Raw genomic sequence first — 22,573 nt, forward strand, 5'->3', positions numbered from 1 at the left:
AACCCGCGGGTACTCCGGTGGCGGTAGCGTCATCCCCCAGCGGTACGCCGACGGTGTCCGCGCCGGGCCGACGCGCTGACCGGCGCCGGCCGGGCAGCGTTCCGCGGCATGACGAGAGCGCAGGTCGCCGCCCCGGCGCCGCCCCTCCGCGGGGCTGCTCCGGCCGCGCGGGCGACGACGATCCGGCGTGGAGGCGAACGGACCATGGCACGGGCCGACATCGCGCTGGGCGGCGGGCTCGCGGCGCTCGTGCTCGGCCTGAGCCTGCTCGGCGTCGGCCCGGACGGGCCCGACGGGCCGCCGGACTGGGGCGCGGTGGCGCTGGCCGTCGCGCTCGGCGTGGCGGTGGCGGTGCGCCGGCGTCACCCGTGGGTGTCGCTCCTGGCCGCGAACGCCGTCACGTTCGCCTGGTTCGACCTCGGCTACCACGGCCGGCTGGTCACCGTCGCGCCGCTGATCGCCTGCTACACGCTCGCCGCCCACCGCGGCTGGCGGGAGGGCGTCGGCGGCGTGCTGGTCACGGCCGCGGTGACGGTGCTCTCGGTGCGGGTGGCCATGGGCGGCGAGTGGTTGGACGACAAGGTGTTCAACGCCGTGCCGCTGGAGGCGGCGGCGACCGCGCTGGGCGCGGCCGTGCACTCGCACCGGGCGTTCCGGGCGGGCGCGCGGGAACGGGCCGAGCAGATCGCGCAGGCCCGGACCGAGCAGGCCAAGGCGCAGGCCGCCGAGGAGCGGCTGGAGATCGCGCGCGAGCTGCACGACGTGTTCGGGCACACGATGGCCGCGATCAGCGTGCAGGCGGGCGTCGCGGTGCACGTGATGGGGCGCAGGCCGGAGCAGGCCGCCGAGGCGTTGCAGGCGATCAAGCGGATCAGCGACGACGGGTTGGCCGAGGTGCAGGTGCTGCTCGGCGTGATGCGGTCGGAGAACGTGCGGGCGCTGACCGCGACCGGCGGGCTGGCGCAGCTGGACAAGCTGCTCGACGTGGCCGGCGTCGACGTGGAGCTGTCGGTGGCGGGCGACGACCGGGCCGTGCCGGTGGCGGTGGACCTGGCCGCGTTCCGGGTGGTCCAGGAGTCGCTGACGAACGTGCGGCGGCACTCCGACGCGTCCGAGGTGTGGGTGGCGCTGACCTACCGCGAGGACTCGCTGGAGGTCGTGGTGCGGGACAACGGGTCGCCGGGCGCGCCGCGGCCGTCCCCGGTCGGCGGCCACGGGATCGAGGGCATGCGGGCCAGGGCGGAGGCGCTGGGCGGCGAGCTGACCGCCGGCAGGGTGTCCGACGGGTTCGAGGTGCGGTGCCGGCTGCCGACGCGGGAGGTCCGATGATCAGGGTGCTCATCGCCGACGACCAGGCGCTCGTGCGCGGCGGGTTCCGGGTGCTGGTCGACAGCGAGCCGGACATGGCCGTGGTCGGCGAGGCGGGCGACGGCGGCACGGCGGCGGCGCTGGCGCGCGAGACGCGGCCGGACGTGGTGCTGATGGACGTGCAGATGCCGGGCGTCGACGGGCTGGAGGGCGTGCGGCGGATCGTGGGCGATCCCGAGCTGTCCGGCGTGCGGGTGCTGATCCTGACCACGTTCGACCAGGACGACTACGCGATCGAGGGCCTGGCCGCGGGCGCGAGCGGGTTCCTGCTGAAGAACACCGACCCGGCGCAACTGCTGCACGGCATCCGGGTGGTCGCGGGCGGCGAGGAGCTGCTGTCACCGGGCCTGACCCGGCGGCTCATCGCGCGGATGACCACGCCGAGCGCGGTGGACCACTCGGTGTTCGACCAGCTCACCACCCGCGAGCGGGAGGTCGTCGCGCTGGCCGCGCAGGGGCTCAGCAACGAGGAGATCACCCGGGAGCTGGTGATCAGCCCCGCCACGACGAAGACCCACATCAGCCGGGCGCTGGCCAAGCTCGGCGCGCGCGACCGGGCGCAGCTCGTCGCGCTGGCCTACCGGCACGGCCTGGTCCAACCCGGCTAGGCCGGCCCCGTCCCTGAGGACGAAGCGCCGCACGCCTAGGGGACAACTCAGGGTAATCCTGGATTACTGCAACCGAGGTAGCGGACACGATAAGACGGAAGTCGCACCGACGAGTCAACTACAGACCGATGTGCGAGACCCCGTGGACGCGGCATGGTTCATCCGAGTCCGGGGGATGTGTCCGTCCAGGGGAGAAACCATGATCGAGGCTATCGGCCTCACCAAGCGCTACGGGACGACGGTCGCGGTGGACGACCTGTCGTTCACGGTCCAGCCCGGCCGGGTCACCGGCTTCCTCGGCCCGAACGGCGCGGGCAAGTCCACCACCATGCGCATGATCCTCGGCCTCGACCGGCCGAGCGGGGGCAAGGTGCTGATCGACGGGCGGCCGTACGCCCAGCTCGACCGCCCGCTGCGCACCGTCGGCGCGCTGCTGGACGCGAAGTGGGTGCACCCCAACCGCTCGGCGCGGGCGCACCTGCAGTGGCTCGCCAAGTCGAACGGCCTGCCCGACCGCCGCGTGGACGAGGTGCTGGACCTGGTCGGCCTGACCAAGGTCGCCAAGCGCCGCGCCGGCGGCTTCTCGCTGGGCATGTCCCAGCGGCTCGGCATCGCGGGCGCCCTCCTGGGTGACCCGAAGGTGTTGCTGTTCGACGAGCCCGTCAACGGCCTGGACCCGGAGGGCATCCTCTGGATCCGCCAGTTCATGCAGGGCCTGGCCGCCGACGGCCGCACCGTGCTGGTGTCCAGCCACCTGCTGTCGGAGATGGCGGTGACCGCCCAGGACCTCGTGGTCATCGGGCGCGGCAAGCTCATCTCGCAGTCCAGCACCACCGAGTTCGTGGAGCGCTCGACCGAGAACACGGTCCGGGTGCGCAGCCCGCACGCGGACAAGCTGGGCGCGATGCTCGTCGACAAGGGCTTCACCGTCCGTGAGGACGAGGACGGCTCGCTCACCGTGACGGGTGCCGCCAGTGACGAGATCGGGGACATCGCGGCGGCGAGCGGCGTGGTGCTCCACGAGCTGAGCCCGCAACGCGGTTCGCTCGAAGAGGCCTTCATGCAGCTCACCGGCGATTCCGTGGAGTACCACGCCGAGACGGGGAAGTGACCACCGATGACTCTGCTCGCCGTTGAACGGATCAAGCTCTTCACCACCCGCTCGCCGTGGTGGTCCATGCTGCTGGCGCTCGCGCTGACCATCGGCATCACCGCGATCATCGCGGCCAACTGGGGCGCCGAGGCGCCGATGCCCGTGCTGGCCGCGGTGTTCGTGCACAACCTTGGGCTGTACGTGATCATGGTGATGGCCGCGCTGGCGGTCACCACCGAGTACCGCTTCGGCACGATCAAGGCGACGTTCCAGGCGGTGCCCGACCGCATCTCGCCGCTGGTCGCCAAGGCGGTCGTCGTGGTGCTGCTGGCCGGGCTGGTCGGCCTGGCCTCCTCGTTCGGCTCGTGGGCGCTGTCCTGGCTGCTCGTGGACAACACCTCGGAGCTCGCGATCGAGTCGGCCAACGACTGGCGGCACGTGGCGGGCGTCGGCCTCGTCTACGCGGCGGGCGCGCTGCTGGCGCTGGGCGTCGGCGCGCTGGTGCGGCAGACCGCGGGCGCGGTGTCGATCATCCTGGTGTTCGCGCTGGTGCTGGAGAGCGTGGTCGGGTTCATCCCGAACATCGGCGACGACATCCAGAAGTGGATGCCGTTCACCGTGGCCGGCAAGTTCATCTTCGGCAACCCGGACCCGAGCGTCATCCCGGCCGGCGAGGGCCCGCCCGCCATCGGCGAGCTGAGCCCGTGGGGCTCGTTCGGGTACTTCGCCGCCATCGCGGTGGCGATCTACGTCATCTCGCTCATCGTGGTGAAGCGGCGGGACGCGTAGGGGAACGCGTCACCAGGCGCACCGCGCCCGGCGTCGGGGTCGGCGCGCGGTGACAGGGGGGAAGGGGGGAAGCTCGGGTCACCTTCGGGGGGTGGCCCGGGCTTTCTGCCACAGGTACGCCAGCAGCGGTTGATCGGACGGGAGAAGTCATGATCGAAGCGACCGGCCTCACCAAGCACTACGGCGGCACCGTGGCCGTGGACGACCTGTCGTTCGCGGTCCAGCCCGGCCGGGTCACCGGCTTCCTCGGGCCCAACGGCGCGGGCAAGTCCACCACCATGCGGATGGTCCTGGGCCTGGACCACCCCACCCGCGGCCGGGTCACCGTGGACGGCCGGGACTACCGGTCGCTGCACCGGCCGCTGCACGTGGTCGGCGCGCTGCTGGACGCCAAGTGGGTGCACCCCAACCGGTCCGCGCGGGCGCACCTGCAGTGGCTCGCCAGGTCCAACGAGATCCCGGCCAAGCGCGTGGACGAGGTGCTGGACCTGGTCGGCCTCACCCCGGTCGCCAAGCGCCGCGCCGGCAGCTTCTCGCTCGGCATGTCCCAGCGGCTCGGCATCGCGGGCGCCCTCCTCGGCGACCCGAAGGTGCTGATGTTCGACGAGCCCGTCAACGGCCTCGACCCGGAGGGCATCCTCTGGATCCGCCAGTTCATGCACCGGCTCGCCGACGAGGGCCGGACCGTGTTCGTGTCGAGCCACCTGCTGTCCGAGATGGCGCAGACCGCGCAGGACCTGATCGTCATCGGCCGGGGCAGGCTCATCGCGCAGACCAGCACGGCGCAGTTCATCAAGGACGCCACCGAGGACGCGGTCCGGGTCCGCTCGCCGCAGGCCGACCGGCTGCGCGAGCTGCTGGCCGGCCGAGCCCGCGTCGCCGAGGCCGCCGCCGAGGACGGCGCGTTCGTCGTGCACGGCGTGGACTCGTCGTTCATCGGTGAGCTGGCCGCCTCCCACGGCATCACGCTGCACGAGTTGAGCCCGCAACTCGGGTCGCTGGAGGAGGCCTTCATGCAACTCACGAAGGAATCCGTGGAATACCACGCCGCCGACTGAGCCGACGGCGCGCTAATGCGTTCCGGCAATCAGAAGCGGTCGCTGCGCCAGAAGTCGTCGGACGGCGGCGGTATTTCCCTCACGACCGGCACGGGCGCGCGCGGAACGCGACTCCGCCGGTACAGCATGAGGCTCACCACCGCCACGAGGACGGCGACCGCGCCGAGCCCGCCGAACATGACCACGAGCCTGGTCCCCGCGTCCCCGTCGGACGGCGGCACGGCCAGGCCCTCCGCCGCGGCCGGCGGCGGCACGGCGGACGACGAGGGTCGCGGCGGCGGCGCGAGCGGGTTGCGCTCCACCGGCGGCACGTCCGCGGTGAGCGCGGCCACCGGGTCGACCTGGCCGAACCCGGTCGCGTGGTCGCGGCCCGGTTCCAGCAGGTCGGTGGCGGTGGCGATGAGGCGGTTCACCACGTTGCCCGCGTCCATGTCGGGGTAGCGGGCGCGGACCAGCGCGGCCGCCCCGGAGACCAGCGCCGTCGCCGCGCTCGTGCCGTCGACCTCGGCGTACCCGGTGTCCACCACCGCCACCGGCACGGCCGTGACGATCCGCTGCGCCGGCGCGGCCAGCACGGTCTCCGGGCCGGTGTTCGAGTCGAGCCACGGCCCGTTGCCCTCGATCGTGCCGGAGACCGCGATGACGCCCTTGATGTTGGCGGGCGCGCCGACGTGCTCGTCACCGTCGTTGCCGGTGCCCGCGACCACCACGGCGTCGTGGTCGAACGCGTAGTTCACCGCGCGCAGGAGGTCCGGGGTGAGCGTCGCCAGCGACGTCAGGGACAGGTTGATGACGTCGGCGCCCTGGTCGACGGCCCAGGTCACGCCCTCCGCGACGGACGTGGTGGTGAACTTGTCGCCCTCCGCGCCGACCGACACCGGCAGGATCATCGCGCGGGGCGCCACGCCGAGCGCGCCGCCGTCCACGGCCCGGCCGGCGATCAGCGTGGCCATCGCGGTGCCGTGCCCGTCGTTGTCCTGGGTGCCGTCGGTGCCGGCCGCCGAGCCGAACCCGGCGCCCGGCAGCAGCGCCCCGGCGAGGTCCGGCCGCGTGTCGTCCACGCCCGAGTCGACCACCGCGACCACCACGCCGTCACCGCGCGACGTGCCGTGCGCGGTCGCGATGCCCAGCGCGGCCAGGTGCCACTGCCGGTCCTCGATCGTCTGCGCCCGCGCGGCGCCCGGCGCGCACAGCGCGATCAGGATCGCGACGACGACCGCCCTTCCCGTCACGCAATTCCCCCTGTGCTCGGGATCACAGATATTCCATGTCGGTCATGTTTCACGGTTCCAGGTTCGGGCAAGCGGAGTAAGCCGTTCGTTAAGACGTCGTGAACTCCGGCACAGGTCCATGACAACGGCTTCTGAAGCGGGTCAGATGGAAAGCGCGAATCGTGAGGTGGGCGCCTGCCCGCACGCGAATTCGGATACCCCCCGTCAAGGAACCCACCGGAGGTGAACCCGTGACGGTGCTCGATCCGGACCTGAACGCCGACCACTCGGCAACCGGGACCAAGAAGCTGCCACGGCAACGCGACCACGCCCTTCGCGTCGAACCGATGTTGGCGTTGGAATGGTCGCACGCGATCGAAGCCGCGGGAGGCGTCGGTGTCGCCGACTCGCCCGCGGCGACCCGTCGGGCCTGGATCCACCGGGCCGACGAGGAGCAAGTGCTCGCGCTCTTCCGCGCGGTCGGCCCCGACGCACCGGCACCCTGGTGGCTGCGGGCCCTCTCCCGGGGCAGGATCGCCTCGCGCGCGGCGGCGTTCGCCATCGAGGACGAGGTGACCCGGTTGCTGGGCAGCCGGCCGGGTTGGGTCTTCGTCCCGTGGGCGAGCGAGGGCGAGGTCGGCTACTGGGAGTTCGTGCCGTCCGAGAGCGGCGTCTACGGGCCCGCCGAGCCGACCACCGTGCAGTTCACCGACCGGCACCCCGGTTTCGTGGACCTGCTCCCCGCGCACCGGGGCCCCGGTCAGCGCCAACCCATCGAGTTCACCGTCGCCGAGCTGCGCGAGCAGATCGAGGACCTGGAGAACATCGCCTAGCGCGTGTTTCAGATGTGGCGTAGCCAAATGTTGATGGCGGCGACGTGGACGGTGGCCTGGTAGCGGACGGCGAGTTTGTCGTAGCGGGTGGCCACCGCCCGGTGCTGTTTGAGCAGGTTGATGCCGCATTCGACGGCGTGGCGCTGTTTGTAGATCTCCCTGTCGATCGTCGGTGGCCGCCCGCCCGCGGAGCCTTTGGCCTTGCGGTGGGCAGCCTGGTCGCAGGGCTGGTCGATGGTCGCCTTGATCCCACGTTGCCGCAGGTAGGCGCGGTTGGCCTTGGAGCTGTAGGCCTTGTCCGCCAGAATCCGGTCCGGCCGGGTGCGTGGTCGCCCCCCGTCCGGACGCGGCACCCGGATCGCCTCGATCACCGGCACGAACCGGGGACTGTCACCGCGTTGCCCGGCGGTGACCAACAGCGACAACGGCCGCCGCCGTTGTTCGCAGGCCAGGTGCAGCTTGCTGGTCCACCCGCCCCGCGACCGCCCCAACCCGTGATCGTCCGGCTCGGTCCCGCCGGTCGGGGTGTCGGGCGGTTCGACCTGCAGATCCCCCTTTTACGCGCACCCGCCGCATGCTGGTGCGCCCGCATGACCGTGGAATCCACACTCACGTCCCACACGATCGACCCGGTGGCGTCGGCGCGGGCCTGCAACGCGGTCAGGATCTGCCTCCAGATCCCGGCCCGCTGCCAGCGGCGGAACAATCCGTAGACGGTCTGCCAGGGTCCGTAGTCGGGCGGGACGTCGCGCCACGGGGCACCGACCCGCACCCGCCACCGGATGCCGTCGATCAACTGCCGCTTGCTCCACTTCGGCGGACGGCCCGGCTTGCGCCCCACGGGTAACAGCGGCTGCAACAGCGCCCACTGCGCGTCGGTCAAGTCGGCCCGCCCCGCTGCCGCTACGCTGGCCACGAGGTCTCCGGTACAACGGTTTTGCTTGGTCGCTAAACCACTTACCGGAGACCTCGCCACGTTCCGGCCATCGACACGCCGCCGATCACCTCACCTTTGAAACACGCGCTAGCGCACCACCTAGGCTGTACGCCCGTGACGTCCAGCCACCAGCGACCGCCGCACCACCGATCCGTTGTCAGCTACGTCCAACGCGGCGAACGGATGACCGTGGGGCAGCAGCGCGCATGGGACCGCCACTGGGAGCGCTTGGGCCTCGAGGTCAAGGCGCTCCCGGCCGGTCCCGTGCGGTTCACCGAGTGGTTCGGGCGCGAGGCGCCCGTCGTGCTGGAGATCGGCTCCGGGATGGGCGAGACCACGTCCCAGCTGGTGGCCGCCGCTCCCGACGTCAACTACGTCGCCGTCGAGGTCTACAAGCCCGGCCTGGCGCAGCTCCTGCTGCGCGCCGAGGCGCTCGGCGTGACCAACCTGCGGGTCCTGCGCGGTGACGCGGTCGACCTGCTCACCGACCACGTGGAGCCCGGTTCCCTCGACGCCGTGCGGATCTTCTTCCCCGACCCGTGGCCGAAGAAGAAGCACCACAAGCGCCGGCTCGTCCAGCCCGAGTTCGTGCGCCTGGTCGCGACGCGCCTGCGTCCGGGCGGCACGCTGCACCTGGCCACGGACTGGGAGCAGTACGCCGAGCAGATGCTGGAGGTGTGCTCGGCCGAGCCGCTGCTGCGCAACCGGCACGAGCGGTGGGCGCCCCGGCCGGAGTGGCGTCCGGTCACCAAGTTCGAGCAGCGGGCCGTCGAAGAGGACCGGATCAGCCACGATCTGATGTTCGAGCGGAACGACCTCACCTGACCGTGTCATCAAGGCACGTCCCGGTGCGACCGATGCGGCGACTCCCCGTCGTTTCATCACCGGAACGAGTGGACTTTGTTGATCACCCGATGTGCCCCGTCTGGCAGTGACGCGTCACACCGCTCCGCAACTACGGTTGCCGCCCGTGACCGTAGTTGACAACGAACCGATAACGTTCGACGTGGACGCGGCGGAGGGGTTCCTCCGCATGTTCCACATCGCCCACCCCGAGGCCGGGCCGGTCGGGCCGCGCCTCGCCGAGGTCCGCGAGGAGATCGCGGCCACCGGCACCTACCGGCACACCACCCACGAGCTGGCCTACGGCGCGCGGATCGCCCTGCGCGACTCCGGCTGGTGCACCAGCGGCGTGCCGTGGCGCCGGCTCAAGGTCCGCGACCTGCGCGGCTTCCGCAACGCCGCCGCCGTGGCGGGCGAGTGCGTCGAGCACCTGCGCCTGGCCACCAACGGCGGCGAGATCCGCCCGCTGGTCACCGTGTTCGCGCCGGACACGCCCACCGCGCCCGGACCGTGCATCTGGAACGAGCAGCTGGTGCGGTACGCGGGCTACGGCGACGGCGCCGGCGACCGCCGCTACCGGGCGTTCACCGACTCCGTCCAGGGCATGGGCTGGCGCCCGCCCGCCACCCCCGGCCGGTTCGACCTGCTGCCGCTCGTCGTGGAGACCGCGCACGAGGGCGCGAAGCTGTTCGCCATCCCGCCCGACGTGGTGCACGAGGTGCTGCTCGAACACCCCGAGCTGCCCTGGTTCGGCCGGCTCGGCCTGCGCTGGCACGCCGTGCCGGTGATCACCAACATGCGGCTGACCATCGGCGGCGTCACCTACCCGGCCGCGCCGTTCAACTCGTGGTTCGTCGGCTCCGAGATCGGCGCCCGCAGCCTCGCCGACGAGAACGCCTACGGCGCGGCGCGGCCCGTCGCCGAGGCGCTCGGCCTCGACACGTCCACCGAGCGCTCGCTGTGGCGCGACCGCGCCGTCGTGGAGCTGAACCGGGCCGTGCTGCACTCGTTCGACCTGGCCGAGGTCACCATCACCGACCACCACGCCGAGTCGCTGCACCGGCTGTCGTGGCTGCGGTCGCGGCAGCGCCACTCCGGCAACCGGCCGGCGTTCCGGCTCGACCCCGCCGCCGCCCGCCGCGCCCGTGCCGGCGGACCGCCCCGCTTCGCCCCCGCGCCCGAGGAGACCACCCAGCCCCAGTCGCCCGGACGCCTCGCCGAACTGCTCCGGCGGCACGCCGAGCGCTGACCCCCGCCGGCCGCCGACCCTCGCCGGCCGCTGGCACCGCCGGCCGCTGGCACCGCCGGCCGCTGGCACCGCCGGCCGCTGGCACCGCCGGCCGCTGACCCCACCGGCCGGTGGCACCATCAGCCGCTGACCCCGCCGGCCGCGGCCCTGCCGGCGCCGACACCGTCAGCGCCGACACCCGTCAGCGCTGCGAGTCCACCAGCACGCCCGCCAACGCCATCAGGACCAGCACCAGCAGACCCAGCACGGCGCCCGCCCACGTCGCGACCACTCCGAACATGGTGTTCCTCCGTTCCCCGACTCCCTTCACCAGAGTCACCCCCGGATTCGTCATCCGACATCGGCCACTGGTGTGTTTTGAGTGGCGTTCGGGTCAGCCTGGCGGTGGACACCCCACCCGACCGGAGGTGGACGCACGATCCGCCCCGAGCACCTACCGTGACGTGTCGTGGAGAGCACTCACCTCGGGTGGCGGCCCCTGCTCCGCCGCCAGTGGCCGCTTGCGTGCGCCCTCCTCTTCCTCCTCGGCAGCGAGCTGATCGGCGACGCGAACTGGTGGCAGTTCCCCGGCACGGCCGTGGTGTGCGCGCTGGCCGTGCTCGCGCCCCGCCGGCCGTTCGACGCCACGCTGGCCGCCGCCACCGCCGTGGCCGCGACGTCCGTCGTCCTGCTCGTGGTCGACTCCGCGCCCAAGGTGCCGCTGATCGGCGCCCTGGTGGTGTCCGAGACCGCGGCCGTGATGGCGGTCATCGCGACGGTCGTCCGCCACGCGCCGCTCGTGCGGGCGGTGCTCGCGGTGGCGCTGCTGGTCGCCGTGTCCGCGCTGACGGACTTCATGCGGCCGGACTACTGGTCCCGGTACTGGCCGGAGTACGACGGGCCGGGACCGTGGCAGCACGTGATCGGCGGCTCGGTGCTGCTGGTGCTGTCGGTCGGCACCGGCCTGTACTTCCGGGCCCGCGACCGGGAGCGCGCGACCGCCGTGCGGGCCGAGGTCGCGGCGGCGCAGCACGCCGAGCGCATGGCGTTGGCGCGCGAGCTGCACGACGTGGTGGCGCACTACGTGACCGGGATGGTGGTGCACGCGCAGGCGGCGCAGGCCGTGCCGTCCGCCGCGCCCGAGGCGCTGCCGATCATCGTGCGCAGCGGGCACGAGGCGTTGACCGAGATGCGGCGGCTGGTGGGGACGCTGCGCGGGGCCGACGCGGAGGGCGACGCCGACGCGCCGAGCGCGAGCAGCGACCTGGCCGACGACGTGCGCGGGGTGGTGGAGCGGTCCGGCCAGCCGGTGCGGCTGCACCTCGACCTGCCCGTGTCCGTGCCGCCGTCGTTGGGGCGCTCGGTGCTGCGGCTGGTGCAGGAGTCGTTGACCAACGCCCGCAAGCACGCCGACGGGGTGTCCTCCGTGGACGTCTCGGTGGTGGTGTCCGACGGGGTGGTGCACGTGGTCGTGGCCGATGACGGGCGGGCGCAGAAGGCGTCGCCGGTCGGTGGCACCGGCGGGTACGGGCTGGTCGGCATGCGGGAGCGCGTCGAACTGCTCGGCGGGCGGTTCAGCGCCGGTCCGCGCGGCGGTGGCGGCTGGGAGGTGCGGGCCGCGCTGCCGGTGGCGGAGTGACGTGCGGATGTGACGTGCGGGTGTGACCTGCGGGAATGACGTGCGGGGGTGACGTGCGGGGTGACGTGCGGGTGGCCGCGCGGTCAGCTCGTGACGCGCGCCGCGGGCAGTTCCGCCGGCAGTGGGTAGGTGAAGACCTGCCCGGGGTCCGCCGCCACGGGGTCGGCCGGTGCGTCCGGCGCCGGCGGGTCCGCCGCGGCCAGGTGGCGGTCGGCGACCGGGCGCGGCTCGCGGGTCCGGCGCTCCTGGTCCGGGATGGCGGGCCGGTACCCGCCGAGCCACGAGGTGACGTCGCCGGAGAGCCGGGCGTTCTCCTCGTGCAGCTCGCGGACCTGGTGCTCCAGCAGGGCGATCCGGTGCTGGGCGTCGCGGTGCGCCCGGACCACCGTCCACAGCAGGTTGTAGGCGCTCCACTCCGGGTCGAACGCCCCATCCTCCTCGGCGTCCTCCACGGCGTCCTCCACGGCGGGCTCGGCGGCGAGGGGGGCGGCCGGCTCCGTGGCGGGCTTGGCGGCGAGCCCGGCCGCAGGCATGGCGGTGGGCTCGGCGGCGAGGCCGGCTGCGGGCTCGGCTGCGGGCTCGGCACCGGGCTTGGCTGCCGGCTTGGTGGCGGGCTCGGGCGGGCGGGGTTCGGGTACCGCCAGGGGCAGGCTGTGCTTGGCCGCCCACTCCGGGCCGCCGATCAGCGACGTCGTGACCGTGCCCGCGGCCGGGTGCAGCCAGTGCGGCCGGTGCGCCTCGTCGGCCGGCTCGCCGGTGGCGAGGGCGTACAGGTACCGGGCCGTCGCCCGGACGCCCGGCGCGAACCTCGGGTGCACGGCGGCGTCGACCACGTCGGCGATCCGGTTCCACGGCGGCCGGGAGTCGGCCCGCGCGTTCGCGCCGATCCAGCGGCTCACCTCCGCCCGCACCGCGCCCAGCGACCGGCCCTGGGCCCAGTGCCCCGGCTCGCGCGCCGCCCGCTTCAGGACGCGCCGGTACGCGGTGCTCATCCGGCCGTGCTCGTCCACCAGGTGCACGAGGAGGAACAACGCCAGCCACCGGCGTTCCCGGGACAGGCCCGGATCGGTGAAGTCGTCCTCCGACCGCAGGACGGCCACCGCGGGCAGACCGCGGCCGCGCCGCTCGCCGGATCCATTCTCGACACCGCTCCGAGCCACCGCGCACTCCTTCGCCGGATCAGCGGGAAGACCACTTATCCCAACGTTCCGGAGGCTACGTCCGTCCAGCACGCGAGCAACTCTCAAGTCGGCGAAACCCACTTTTCGTGTTACGCGGGACGCCTGTGCCGCCGTGTCGTGTGTCGCTCGTTCGAGTGCCATCGGGCCGCGTGCGGCAGGATCGTGGCCATGTCGCTGCGCCTCCACGCCCCGGTCGTCCTGCCCTGCGATCCCGCCTGCACCGTCCTCCGCGACGCCGTGGTCGACATCGTCGACGGACGGGTGGCGCACGTCGGTCCGGAGGCCCACGCGCCGGAGTTCGCGGGCGAGGTCCGCCGGTTGACCGGCATCCTGCTGCCCGGCCTCGTGAACACGCACGCGCACAGCCCGATGGTGCTGCTGCGCGGCATGGGCGGCGACCTGCCGCTGCTGCGCTGGCTGCACGAGGCGATGTGGCCCGCCGAGGCGAAGATGAAGCCCGAGGACATCCGGGTCGGCATGCTGCTCGGCGCGGTGGAGATGCTGCGCAACGGCGTCACCACGAGCGCCGAGATGTACTTCCACGGCGAGCAGCTGGCCGACGCCGTGCTGGCCGCCGGCTCGCGGGTGCTGTTCGGCGCGGCGATCATGGACCTGCCGGGCCTGCCGTGGCGGCCGATGACCGACGAGATCACCCGCTGGATCGACGCCGACGGCCTGCGGTTCGGGCCGGACGAGCGGATCGAGCTGAGCTACGGGCCGCACTCGGCGTACATCCTCACGCCCGAGGCGCTGGGCGAGATCGCCGGCGAGGCGCGCGACCGCGGCGCGCTGCTCCAGATCCACGTCGCCGAGTCGCCCGAGGAGGACGTGGCGCAGCGCGAGTCGCACGGCTCCGTGCCGCGGCTGCTGGAGCAGGCTGGCGTGCTCGGCGGCCGGGTGCTGTCCGCGCACTCCGTGCACCTCTCGCCCGAGGACGTGGCGATCTACGCCCGGCACCGGGTCGGCATCGCGCACTGCCCCGGCTCGAACACCAAGCTGGCGTCCGGCATCGCGCCGCTGCGGTCCTACCTGGACGCCGGCGTGCCGGTCGGGCTCGGCACGGACGGTCCCGCGTCCAACGACGACCTCGACCTGTTCGAGGAGGCCCGGCTCGCGGCCCTGCTCGCGCGCGTGACGACGAAGGACGCCACGGCGATGCGTGCGGCGGACGCGTTGCTGCTGGCCACGCGGGGCGGCGCGGCGGCGCTGGGCCGCGACGACCTCGGCGCGCTGGAGCCCGGCCGGTGGGGCGACGTCGTGCACGTCGACGTGGACGACCCGGCCTTCGCCACCGGGCTGGACGCGCCCGACGAGCAGGTGCTGGCCAACCTGGTGTGGGCGTCGGGCACCCGGCGGGTCAAGGACGTGTGGGTGGCCGGCAAGCAGGTCGTGGCCGACGGCGAGACCACGAACGTCGACCGCCGCGAGGCGCAGGCCGGCGTGCGGGCCGTGTCCGCCCGACTCCGCTAGGCAACAGAAACCGGGGCGCGTGCGTCTTCTCCTGTGGAGGACCGACCAAGGGGAGGACGCACCATGATTCGCAGGACGTTGACCGCCGTGCTGGCACTGGCGGCGATGGTGGGGTTGGCCGGCACGGCGTCCGCCGCGCCGTCGGGGGAGTTCACGTGGCCTCCGGCGGACGTCACGCCGGTGTACGAGACGGCGGCGGAGCTGGAGGTGCGCACGGCCCGGTTCGCCGCGCGCGAGGTGGAGTTGGTGCCGCTGGTCGTGCGCGGCGCGTCCGACGTGACGACCGGCGCCTGGGGCCACGAGGCGGCGGGACTGTTCGACGGGCTCCAGTACGTCAACAACGACGTCCGGTTCAGCACGCCGCGCGGCCCGTCGGGCTTCTTCATCCAAATCCACGCGCCGGGGTTCTTCACGACAACGCCCGCCGAGCTGTGCGGGTTCTCGACGTGCACCGGCTCGGTGCGCCAGGCCGACGGCGGGCTCGTCGTGTTCACCGAGCACGTCGGCGAGTGGGGGTCGCGCACGGCGTACAGCTACCGGCCGAACGGTGAGGTCGTGTACGTGTCGACCGCGCACTCGTCGGTCGTGGGCAACCGGCAGCTCGCGCGGCTCGCGACCGACCGCGGGTTCACCTTCACGAGCTAGGGCGCGGCCTCGGTCGGACGACGACGTCGGTGACGTGGGCGTCCTCGCTCGCGTGCACGGCGGTCGCGACGGCCCGGGCGACGGAGTCCGCGTGCAGGTAGAGGTGCGGCTGGTAGTCGCCGCTCTGCTGCGCGCGGACACCGCGCTGCATGTCGGTGTCCACGCGTCCGGGGTGGACGGACGTGACGCGGAGGTCTTCCTCTTCGGCGCGCAGCACGTCGCCGTAGGCGCGGAGGGCGAACTTGCTCGCCGCGTACACGCCCCAGTCGGCGTTGGCGCGCAGCCCGGCGCCCGAGTTGATCAGCACGACGTGGCCGCGGGCGGCGCGCAGCAGCGGCAGCACCAGGCGGGTCAGCTCGGCGACGGCGACGACGTTGAGGTCGAGGGTGCGGCGCCAGACGTCGGCGCCGGCCTCGGCGAGCGGGCCGAGTTCGGCGATGCCCGCGCTGTGCACGAGGACGTCCAGCCGGGTGAGGTCGGCGGTGGCGGCGGCGAGCGCGCCGGGGTCGGTCAGCTCCACCGGCCACGGCCGGGCGGAGCCCAGCGACCCGGCAAGCTCTGCCAGCGCCGCCTCGTCCCGGCCGCCCAGCAGCAGGTCGTGCGTCGGGGCGAGGACGCGGGCGACCGCCGCGCCGATACCTCGCGACGCGCCGGTGATGAGGGCAACGGGACGACTCATGCCTCGACCCTAACCAACCCCTGCCGCGGGCCACCGAGGAAGGGCGGTGCCGCGCAGGCGGTGCTGCGCAGGCACCACCGCCGAAAGCCTGCTGCGCAGGCGTCCCCGCCGAGGGGACCCCTGCTTTTACGCTGCCACACAGGACCGACACGTGGGCGGCGTCAGGCTGCGGCTGTGGACAACTGCCGTGCCTGTGGACAACTCGGCAGAGGGCCCGGCCCGCGGCGCGGGCCCTCCACCGCCGGGGTCAGCCGCAGATGCGGCCCTTGTCCTTCTTCCACACCGCCACGACCGACGGGCGGGGCTGCGAGGCGCCGCCGTCCGGCCAGTGCGACAGCGGGTTCGACGCCGACGCGCCGTCGATCTCACCGGGGTGCTGCACGGCGACGAGCACGAAGTCGTCCTCGATGACCGGGCCGCACGTCTCCGCGCCCTTCGGCACGGTGAGGAACTGCTTCACCCGGCCGCGGAACTCGCCCTCCACCGGCACGGCGAACAGGCCGTCGTTGGACTTCAGGGCGTTGCCGTCGGTGGAGATCCACAGGTTGCCCCGGGCGTCGAACGCCACGTTGTCCGGGCACGAGATCGGCGAGACCTGCGTCTTGTCGTAGCCGCCGAAGTAGGTGTCGGGCGACGTCGGGTCGCCGCACACCAGCATCAGCTTCCACGAGAACGACGTCGCGGTGTTGTCGCCGCGCCGCTCCTCCAGCTCGAGCACGTGCCCGTGCCGGTTGTTGAGGCGCGGGTTCGGCTCGGTCGCGCCTTCCTTGCCCGCCTTGCCGCGGTCGGTGTTGTTGGTCAGCGCCGCGTACACCCGGCGGTTGCGCGGGTTCGGCTCGACGTCCTCCGGCCGGTCCATCTTGGTCGCGCCGACCTTGTCCGCCGCGAGGCGGGTGAAGACGTAGACCTCCTCGGCGGTGAAGCCGGGCACGAACGACCGGTCGCCGCTCGCCAGCGCGATCCACTCGCCGGTGCCGTCGAACTCGCCGTCCGCGGGCAGCTTGCCGGAGCCGTCGATCTCGGCGGCCGGGCTGTCGCCGGTGAACCGGGCGACGTAGAGCGTGCCGCGGTCGAGGAGCTTCTTGTTGTGCTCACGCGCGTGCTTGCTGTTGCCCGGCTTGAACTTCTCGTCGGACACGAACTTGTACATGTAGTCGAAGCGCTCGTCGTCGCCCATGTACGCGACCACGCGGCCGTCGCGGGCGATGATCACGTTCGCGCCCTCGTGCTTGAAGCGGCCGAGCGCGGTGTGCTTGACCGGGGTCGAGTCCGGGTCGAGCGGGTCGATCTCGACGACCCAGCCGAACCGGTTGACCTCGTTCGGTTCCTGCGCCACGTCGAAGCGCTTGTCGAACCGCTCCCACTTGCGCGTGGACGCCGCGCCGGACAGGCCGTACCTGGCCAGCCGCGCCTTCACCACCGGGTCGGTGACCGAACCGGCGTTGCCGAAGTACTGGTTGAAGTTCTCCTCGCCGGACAGGATCGTGCCCCACGGCGTGACGCCGCCCGCGCAGTTGTTCAGCGTGCCCAGCACCTTCGTGCCGGTCGGGTCGGCGGACGTCTTGAGGTGCGCGGAGCCCGCCGCCGGGCCGGTGACCTTGAACTCGGACGTCGCGGTCAGCCGCCGGTTGTAGCGGCGGTCCACCTTGGGCACCAGGTTGCCGGTGCGCCGGTCCCGCTCGACCAGCACGACGGACGCGCCGTGCGCGGCCCACGCGATCTCGGTCTGCTCACGGGTGGGGTTGGCGGAGTCCCAGTTCCGGAACAGGAACTCCTCGCTCGTGTACTCGTGGTTGGCGACGAGCAGCCACTGGTCGTGCCTGCCGACCGGGACCAGGCCGAGGAAGTCGCAGTTGTAGCCGAACTGCTTCGCCTGCGCCGCCGGGGTCTGGCGGTCGAAGTCGAACTCGGGCGCGCCGGGCAGCACCGGGTCGCCCCAGCGCAGCACGATTCCCTGCTCGTAGCCCTCGGGCGTGACGACCCGGTCCTCGGTGTTGGGCGCGACGGCGGTGAAGTTCAGGCCGTCCTTGCGGCGCCCGCCGCCCAGGTCGACGTCGGCGTCGGGCTTCGCGACGGCGGCGCCGGCACCGACCAGCCCGACACCCGCGCCCGCGACGGCCAGCACCGCGCCCGCCTTCAGCAGGCCACGCCGGCGCACGACCTCGCCGACGACGTCACCGAAGTAGGCGTTGCCGGACGTGTTCGGGGCTTCGTGCGCGCAGGCGTCGCCGCAGCGGTACTTGCAGGTGATCGCCGAACGCCCGAGGGGGTGGTTGGGCAACAGGGGCAGCAGGCGACGGCCCCGATCGGTGGATGAGGACACACGGACCTCCGAGATCGCTCAGTGGGAACTGGGCGACCGTAGGAGTGCAACCCCTCCGCCAGCGGACTTCGAGGTGAACGGCGGGCGAACACCTCCACCTTTCGCCGACCGGAACCGCCTGCTCACAGCGCGTGTCGGCCCCTACTCACCGATCCGCCGGCCCTCCCGCCACACCGCCACGACCGACGGGCGCGGCTGCGAGTCGCCGCCGTCCGGCCAGTGCGACACCGGGTTGTCGGCGCTCGCGCCGTCCACCTCGCCCGGGTGCTGCACGCACACCGTCACCACGCGCTCGCCGATCACCGGCCCGCACGTCTCCGCACCGCGCGGCACGGTGAGGAAAGCCTTGAGGTGACCGCGTTCGCGGCCCGCCACCGGCACCGCGTACAGGCCGTCGTTGAGGCCGTTGAGCGCGCCCGCCGAGTCGCTGGAGATCCACAGGTTGCCGTGCCGGTCGAACGCCACGTTGTCCGGGCTGGAGATCGGCGAGACGCGGGTCTTGTCGTAGCCCGCGAAGTACGTGTCCGGCGACGCCGGGTCGCCGCACACCAGCATGAGGTTCCACGAGAACGTGAGCGCGAGGGCGTCGCCGCCGCGCTCGGTCAGCTCCAGCACTTGGCCGTGCTTGTTGTTCACGCGCGGGTTCGGCTCGGTCGCGCCTTCCTTGCCCGGCTTGCCGCGGTCGACGTTGTTGCTGAGCGCGCAGTAGACGACGCCGGTGTGCGGGTGGGTCTCGATGTCCTCGGGGCGGTCCATCTTCGTCGCGCCGACCTTGTCCGCCGCGAGCCGGGTGAAGACGTAGACCTCCTCGGCCGTCATGCCCGGCACGAACGACCGGTCGCCGCTCGCCAGCGGGATCCACTCGCCGTGGCCGTCGAACCGCCCGTCCGACGGCAGCCTGCCCGAGCCGTCGACCTCGGCCGGCGGGCTGTCGCCGGTGAACCGGGCGACGTACAGCCTGCCGTCGTCCAGCAGGGTCATGTTGTGCCGCCGGGCGGCACGGCTGTCGCCGGGGCGGACCTTGCCGGTGGAGATGAACTTGTAGACGTACTCGAACCGCTCGTCGTCGCCCGAGTACGCGACCACGCGGCCGTCCGGCGCGACGCGCACGTTGGCGCACTCGTGCTTGAGCCGGCCGAGGGCGGTGTGCTTGACCGGGGTGGAGTCGGGGTCGGTCGGGTCGAGTTCGACGACGTAGCCGAACCGGTTGGCCTCGTTGGGCTCGCGGGCCAGGTCGAAGCGCCGGTCGAACCGCTCCCACTTGCGGGTGGTGGCCGTGCCGGTCATGCCGTAGCGGGCGAGGCGCGGGTCGCTGCGCGCGGCGGCGTTGCCGAAGTACTGGTTGAAGTTCTCCTCGCCGGACAGGATCGTGCCCCACGGCGTCACGCCGCCCGCGCAGTTGTTCAGCGTGCCCAGCACCATCGTGCCGGTGGGGTCGGCGGACGTCTTGAGCAGGTCGGAGCCCGCGGCCGGGCCCGTGAGCCGGAACGGCGTGGTGGCCGTGATGCGGCGGTTGTAGCGGGAGAAGCGGGTGCTGAGGCGGCCGTCGCGGTGCTGGTGGACCTGGACGACGGACAGGCCGTGCGCGGCCCAGGCGATCTCCACCTGTTCCCGGGTGGGGTGCTCCGGGTCGTAGTTCTTGAACATGAACGGTTCGCTGGTGTACTCGTGGTTCGTCACGAGCAGGCTGGTGCGGCCCGTCGCGTCCAGCGGCAGCAGCGCGGCGAAGTCGCAGTTGAAGCCGAACTGGCGGGCCTGCGCGGCGGCCGTCTGGTGGTCGAAGTCGAACCGCGGCGCGCCGGGGAAGATCGGGTCGCCCCAGCGGATCACGACCTCGTGGCGGTAGCCCTCGGGGACGACGACGGCGTCCAGCGTGTTCGGCTCGACGGGCCGGAAGTCCAGTCCCGGGGGTGACGCGTCGGCGTGAGCCGGTTCGGGCGCGGGTTCGGGTTCGGCGTGCGCGGCTTCGGCGGTCGCCGCGCCGGTCGCCGCCGCGCCGCCCAGGGCCGCGACGACCACACCGGCCTTGATCGCCGTGCGCCGGGTGACGAGGTCGCCGAAGTAGGGGTTGCCCGAGGTGTTGGGCACGTCGTGGAAGCACGCGTCGCCGCAGCGGTACTCGCAGGTCACCGCCGCGCGTCCGGGGGAGTGGTTGGCCAGCAGGGGTAGGTGTCGCACCAACTCGAACGCCTCCTACGGTCAGTACGGAAGACCGACCGACCGTATGCCGGCGTTCACCTGTTGTTAACCATCAATTCTTCACCGCGGAGATTCACTTCGCCATCCTCACCGATTCGACGCGAGGAGGGCGGGGCAGGTGGGCTCACACTACGGTCGGGGTGTGGAAGCGGTGGTGTTCGACCTCGACGGCGTGCTGGTGGACTCCGAGCGGATGTGGGACGAGGTGCGGCGGGCGTTCGCGGCCCGGCACGGCGGCACGTGGCTGCCCGCGTCGACCCGGGCGATGCAGGGCATGAGCACACCCGAGTGGGCGACGTACCTGGTGACCGAGGTGGGCGTCCGCCTCACCCCGGCCGAGGTCGCGTCCGGCGTCATCGGGGAGATGGCCGAGCGGTACGCCGACGGCCCGCCCGTGCTGCCCGACGCGGTGGCCGTGGTCCGCGAGGTCGCGTCCCGCTACCCCGTGGCGATCGCCAGCTCGTCACCGCCGGTGCTGATCAAGTCGTTCCTGGCGGCGACCGACCTGACCGACGTCGTCCCGGTCGCGCTGTCGAGCGAGCAGACGGCCGCCGGCAAGCCCGCGCCCGACGTCTACCTCCTGGCCGCGTCCAAGCTGGGCGCCGACCCGTCCCGCTGCGCCGCCGTGGAGGACTCGACCAACGGCCTGCGCTCCGCCCTGGCCGCCGGCATGACGGTGTACGCCGTCCCGAACCCCCACTTCCCCCCGGACCCGGAGGTGTTGGCCCAGGTCACCGTCCTGCCCGCGCTGTCAGCCCTGCCCGCCGCGCTATAGCCTCTACCCGTCCGGGTGAACGATCTACTGGATCGAACAGGTGTTCGATAGGATGAGCCGATGACGACGCGACGCGAACAGGCGGCGCTCCTGCTCGCGCTCCGGACCAGCGGGCGGGCGTGGACGGAGGTGTCCGGCCAGATCGAGGACGCGGCCTCGGCGCTCGCGGTCCTCGACGCGTTGCTCACCCCGGACCAGCCGACCCTCGACCACGCCGACGTCGACCACTCGGCGGAGCTCGACGAGGTCGAGCGCGAGATCGAGGCGTGGGCCGCGGAGGGCATCCGGCTGGTCACCCTGCTCGACGACGACTACCCGGTACGGCTGCTCATGGTCCACCAACGGCCGCCGTTCCTGACCGTGCGGGGCGCGCTGTCACCGGCCGACGAGCGCGCGGTCGCCGTCGTCGGCAGCCGGAACCCGAGTTCACGCGGTCTCCACGTCGCACGCGAGGTCGCCACGACACTCGCCGGGCACGGCGTGACGGTGCTCAGCGGCCTCGCCGCCGGCGTTGACGCGGCAGCGCACCGTGCCGCCCTCGACGCGGGCGGCCGGACCGTCGCCGTGGTCGGGACCGGGCTGAGGCACTGCTACCCGGCGACGAACCGGGACCTGCAGGCGGAGATCGGCCTCCGGGGCGCCGTGGTGTCCCAGTTCTGGCCCGACGCCCGTCCGGCGAAGCACCACTTCCCGATGCGGAACGCCGTGATGAGCGGCTGCGGTGTCGCCACGGTGGTGGTGGAGGCCGGCGAGCACAGCGGAACCCGCATCCAGGCCCGCGTGGCGCTGGAACAGGGCCGGCACGTCTTCCTCCTGCCCGAGGTGGTCGAAGGCACGAAGTGGGGCAAGGAGACGTCCCGCCGCCCGAACACGACGGTGCTCGAAGGGCCCGACCACCTCCTGAAGGTCCTGGACGAGCTGACGGCGGAGCTTCCCGAGCTGATCGACTTCTGACGTGAGGGCGCACAGCCGCCTCCAGGAGCGGTACAGCAACGTCCTGGTGCCACCCCCGGCGGTCGACCGGTCGATCTGCCTGGTCTGCCGGCGGAACACGGACCAGTTCGTCCGCTGCTACCACTGCAACCGCCACCGCGCCGGTTTCCGCGGCGAGGTAGCCGACGTGGTGGTGCCCATCTCGATCGCCATCAAGGGCGATCAGCTCGCGCGCGAGCTGTGGCGCTACAAGAACAGCGACGTGGACAAGGAGCGTCGGGACTTCACCAACGGCCTCGCGCTCGTCCTGGCCGCCTTCCTGAGCCGGCACGAGGACTGCCTGGCGAGAGCCGCCGACGTCGAGCGGTTCGACGTCGTGACCAGCGTGCCGAGCACCAGGGTGCCGGAACCCCTCGCGGGCATCCTCGGCCGTCAGGTCGGCCGAACCCGTGACCGCTTCGCCACGGTCCTGCGCGCGGACGCGCCGAACAACGACGACCTCGTCCCCGGGACGGTTCAGGTCGTCGGCGAGGTGGCCGGGCGCTCGGTCCTGCTGGTGGACGACACGTGGACCACGGGGGCGAGCCTCCAGTCCGCCGCCGTGGCGCTGAAGCGGGCCGGTGCCGCGACCGTGGCCGGCCTGGTCATCGGCCGCCACTTCGACCCGAAGCACGAACGGGCGGCCGCGTACCTGGAGAAGGTGCGGTCGCGGCCGTTCGACTGGGAGGTGTGCGTCCTCTGCCGGAACGCCTAGCGTGCGC

Annotated in this window: 19 protein-coding genes and 1 pseudogene; 14 read left to right on the forward strand and 6 right to left on the reverse strand. The window is 72.8% G+C overall.

The features are described from left to right. The first annotated feature begins 204 nt into the window (after positions 1 to 204). From ACRAKH_RS34420 to ACRAKH_RS34440, 5 genes are all read left to right on the forward strand, one after another. Positions 205 to 1,329: a sensor histidine kinase gene (locus tag ACRAKH_RS34420; protein WP_447009534.1), complete on the forward strand. Its 1,125-nt coding sequence runs from the start codon at positions 205 to 207 to the stop codon at positions 1,327 to 1,329. Next, on the forward strand, positions 1,326 to 1,976 hold the full coding sequence (locus ACRAKH_RS34425) for a response regulator (protein WP_380729466.1): 651 nt from the start codon (positions 1,326 to 1,328) through the stop codon (positions 1,974 to 1,976). Before ACRAKH_RS34420 ends, ACRAKH_RS34425 begins: the two co-directional genes overlap by 4 nt. Before the next feature lie 199 nt (positions 1,977 to 2,175). Further along, positions 2,176 to 3,087: an ABC transporter ATP-binding protein gene (locus ACRAKH_RS34430; protein WP_380729468.1), complete on the forward strand. Its 912-nt coding sequence runs from the start codon at positions 2,176 to 2,178 to the stop codon at positions 3,085 to 3,087. Between the two features lie 6 nt (positions 3,088 to 3,093). Further along, entirely contained in the window at positions 3,094 to 3,858 is a 765-nt protein-coding gene (locus ACRAKH_RS34435; RefSeq protein WP_380729470.1) for a hypothetical protein, read from the forward strand. Between the two features lie 149 nt (positions 3,859 to 4,007). After that, positions 4,008 to 4,916, forward strand: coding sequence for an ABC transporter ATP-binding protein (locus ACRAKH_RS34440; protein ID WP_380729472.1), 909 nt, complete (start codon positions 4,008 to 4,010; stop codon positions 4,914 to 4,916). A 29-nt stretch (positions 4,917 to 4,945) separates the two neighbouring features. Here ACRAKH_RS34440 and ACRAKH_RS34445 read toward each other — a convergent pair whose 3' ends face one another. Then, positions 4,946 to 6,148, reverse strand: a complete 1,203-nt coding sequence (locus ACRAKH_RS34445; protein ID WP_380729474.1) for a S8 family serine peptidase — start codon at positions 6,146 to 6,148, stop codon at positions 4,946 to 4,948. 230 nt (positions 6,149 to 6,378) lie between these two features. Between ACRAKH_RS34445 and ACRAKH_RS34450 the strand changes: the two genes are divergently transcribed. Further along, positions 6,379 to 6,960 (forward strand): hypothetical protein, encoded by a 582-nt coding sequence (locus tag ACRAKH_RS34450; protein WP_380729477.1) that lies wholly within the window; start codon positions 6,379 to 6,381, stop codon positions 6,958 to 6,960. A gap of 8 nt (positions 6,961 to 6,968) precedes the next feature. On the opposite strand, the pseudogene ACRAKH_RS34455 reads toward ACRAKH_RS34450, so the two are convergent. Further along, positions 6,969 to 7,876: pseudogene (locus tag ACRAKH_RS34455) on the reverse strand (IS5 family transposase). Between the two features lie 204 nt (positions 7,877 to 8,080). Between ACRAKH_RS34455 and trmB the strand changes: the two are divergent. From trmB to ACRAKH_RS34470, 3 genes are all read left to right on the forward strand, one after another. Beyond that, positions 8,081 to 8,722, forward strand: coding sequence for a tRNA (guanosine(46)-N7)-methyltransferase TrmB (gene trmB, locus ACRAKH_RS34460; protein ID WP_380730659.1), 642 nt, complete (start codon positions 8,081 to 8,083; stop codon positions 8,720 to 8,722). Positions 8,723 to 8,867: 145 nt separating this feature from the next. Then, entirely contained in the window at positions 8,868 to 9,989 is a 1,122-nt protein-coding gene (locus ACRAKH_RS34465; RefSeq protein ID WP_447009535.1) for a nitric oxide synthase oxygenase, read from the forward strand. A 448-nt stretch (positions 9,990 to 10,437) separates the two neighbouring features. After that, the gene (locus tag ACRAKH_RS34470) at positions 10,438 to 11,607 is read left to right on the forward strand and encodes a sensor histidine kinase (protein ID WP_380726662.1); all 1,170 of its coding nucleotides are present in this window, start codon (positions 10,438 to 10,440) and stop codon (positions 11,605 to 11,607) included. 83 nt (positions 11,608 to 11,690) lie between these two features. Here the strand turns inward: ACRAKH_RS34470 and ACRAKH_RS34475 are convergent, their stop codons facing one another. Then, on the reverse strand, positions 11,691 to 12,767 hold the full coding sequence (locus tag ACRAKH_RS34475; RefSeq protein WP_447009536.1) for a hypothetical protein: 1,077 nt from the start codon (positions 12,765 to 12,767) through the stop codon (positions 11,691 to 11,693). A gap of 189 nt (positions 12,768 to 12,956) precedes the next feature. Between ACRAKH_RS34475 and ACRAKH_RS34480 the strand changes: the two genes are divergently transcribed. Both ACRAKH_RS34480 and ACRAKH_RS34485 read left to right on the forward strand, forming a co-directional pair. Then, positions 12,957 to 14,258 (forward strand): amidohydrolase family protein, encoded by a 1,302-nt coding sequence (locus ACRAKH_RS34480; RefSeq protein ID WP_380726666.1) that lies wholly within the window; start codon positions 12,957 to 12,959, stop codon positions 14,256 to 14,258. A gap of 63 nt (positions 14,259 to 14,321) precedes the next feature. Further along, on the forward strand, positions 14,322 to 14,903 hold the full coding sequence (locus tag ACRAKH_RS34485; protein ID WP_380726668.1) for a hypothetical protein: 582 nt from the start codon (positions 14,322 to 14,324) through the stop codon (positions 14,901 to 14,903). On the opposite strand, the gene ACRAKH_RS34490 is transcribed toward ACRAKH_RS34485, so the two are convergent. From ACRAKH_RS34490 to ACRAKH_RS34500, 3 genes are all read right to left on the reverse strand, one after another. Continuing rightward, a complete protein-coding gene (locus ACRAKH_RS34490) occupies positions 14,893 to 15,582 on the reverse strand; it encodes an SDR family oxidoreductase (protein WP_380726670.1) in 690 nt (229 codons plus the stop codon). The genes ACRAKH_RS34485 and ACRAKH_RS34490 overlap by 11 nt on opposite strands. A gap of 247 nt (positions 15,583 to 15,829) precedes the next feature. Further along, on the reverse strand, positions 15,830 to 17,905 hold the full coding sequence (locus ACRAKH_RS34495; RefSeq protein ID WP_380726672.1) for a PhoX family protein: 2,076 nt from the start codon (positions 17,903 to 17,905) through the stop codon (positions 15,830 to 15,832). Between the two features lie 141 nt (positions 17,906 to 18,046). Then, on the reverse strand, positions 18,047 to 20,083 hold the full coding sequence (locus ACRAKH_RS34500; RefSeq protein ID WP_380726674.1) for a PhoX family protein: 2,037 nt from the start codon (positions 20,081 to 20,083) through the stop codon (positions 18,047 to 18,049). A gap of 163 nt (positions 20,084 to 20,246) precedes the next feature. Here ACRAKH_RS34500 and ACRAKH_RS34505 point away from each other — a divergent pair, with 163 nt between their 5' ends. Genes ACRAKH_RS34505 through ACRAKH_RS34515 form a run of 3 tightly spaced genes read left to right on the forward strand, consistent with a single transcriptional unit; the run spans position 20,247 to position 22,566 of the window. Further along, positions 20,247 to 20,879 carry an HAD family hydrolase gene (locus ACRAKH_RS34505; RefSeq protein ID WP_380726676.1) on the forward strand — a complete coding sequence of 211 codons (633 nt, stop codon included), beginning with the start codon at positions 20,247 to 20,249 and terminating at the stop codon, positions 20,877 to 20,879. Positions 20,880 to 20,939: 60 nt separating this feature from the next. Then, a complete protein-coding gene (locus tag ACRAKH_RS34510; RefSeq protein ID WP_380726678.1) occupies positions 20,940 to 21,833 on the forward strand; it encodes a DNA-processing protein DprA in 894 nt (297 codons plus the stop codon). A 1-nt stretch (position 21,834) separates the two neighbouring features. Beyond that, complete coding sequence (locus tag ACRAKH_RS34515) at positions 21,835 to 22,566, forward strand: ComF family protein (protein WP_380726680.1); 732 nt, start codon at positions 21,835 to 21,837, stop codon at positions 22,564 to 22,566. Positions 22,567 to 22,573: the final 7 nt, after the last annotated feature.

The sequence above is a fragment of the Saccharothrix hoggarensis genome (assembly GCF_052936025.1).

Coding starts and splice junctions, on each gene's coding strand:
- ACRAKH_RS34480 (WP_380726666.1), top strand. CDS start 12,957: ATGTCGCTGCGCCTCCACGCCCCGGTCGTCCTGCCCTGCGATCCCGCC.
- ACRAKH_RS34435 (WP_380729470.1), top strand. CDS start 3,094: ATGACTCTGCTCGCCGTTGAACGGATCAAGCTCTTCACCACCCGCTCG.
- ACRAKH_RS34485 (WP_380726668.1), top strand. CDS start 14,322: ATGATTCGCAGGACGTTGACCGCCGTGCTGGCACTGGCGGCGATGGTG.
- ACRAKH_RS34490 (WP_380726670.1), bottom strand. CDS start 15,582: ATGAGTCGTCCCGTTGCCCTCATCACCGGCGCGTCGCGAGGTATCGGC.
- ACRAKH_RS34430 (WP_380729468.1), top strand. CDS start 2,176: ATGATCGAGGCTATCGGCCTCACCAAGCGCTACGGGACGACGGTCGCG.
- ACRAKH_RS34420 (WP_447009534.1), top strand. CDS start 205: ATGGCACGGGCCGACATCGCGCTGGGCGGCGGGCTCGCGGCGCTCGTG.
- ACRAKH_RS34510 (WP_380726678.1), top strand. CDS start 20,940: ATGACGACGCGACGCGAACAGGCGGCGCTCCTGCTCGCGCTCCGGACC.
- ACRAKH_RS34440 (WP_380729472.1), top strand. CDS start 4,008: ATGATCGAAGCGACCGGCCTCACCAAGCACTACGGCGGCACCGTGGCC.
- ACRAKH_RS34425 (WP_380729466.1), top strand. CDS start 1,326: ATGATCAGGGTGCTCATCGCCGACGACCAGGCGCTCGTGCGCGGCGGG.
- trmB (WP_380730659.1), top strand. CDS start 8,081: ATGACCGTGGGGCAGCAGCGCGCATGGGACCGCCACTGGGAGCGCTTG.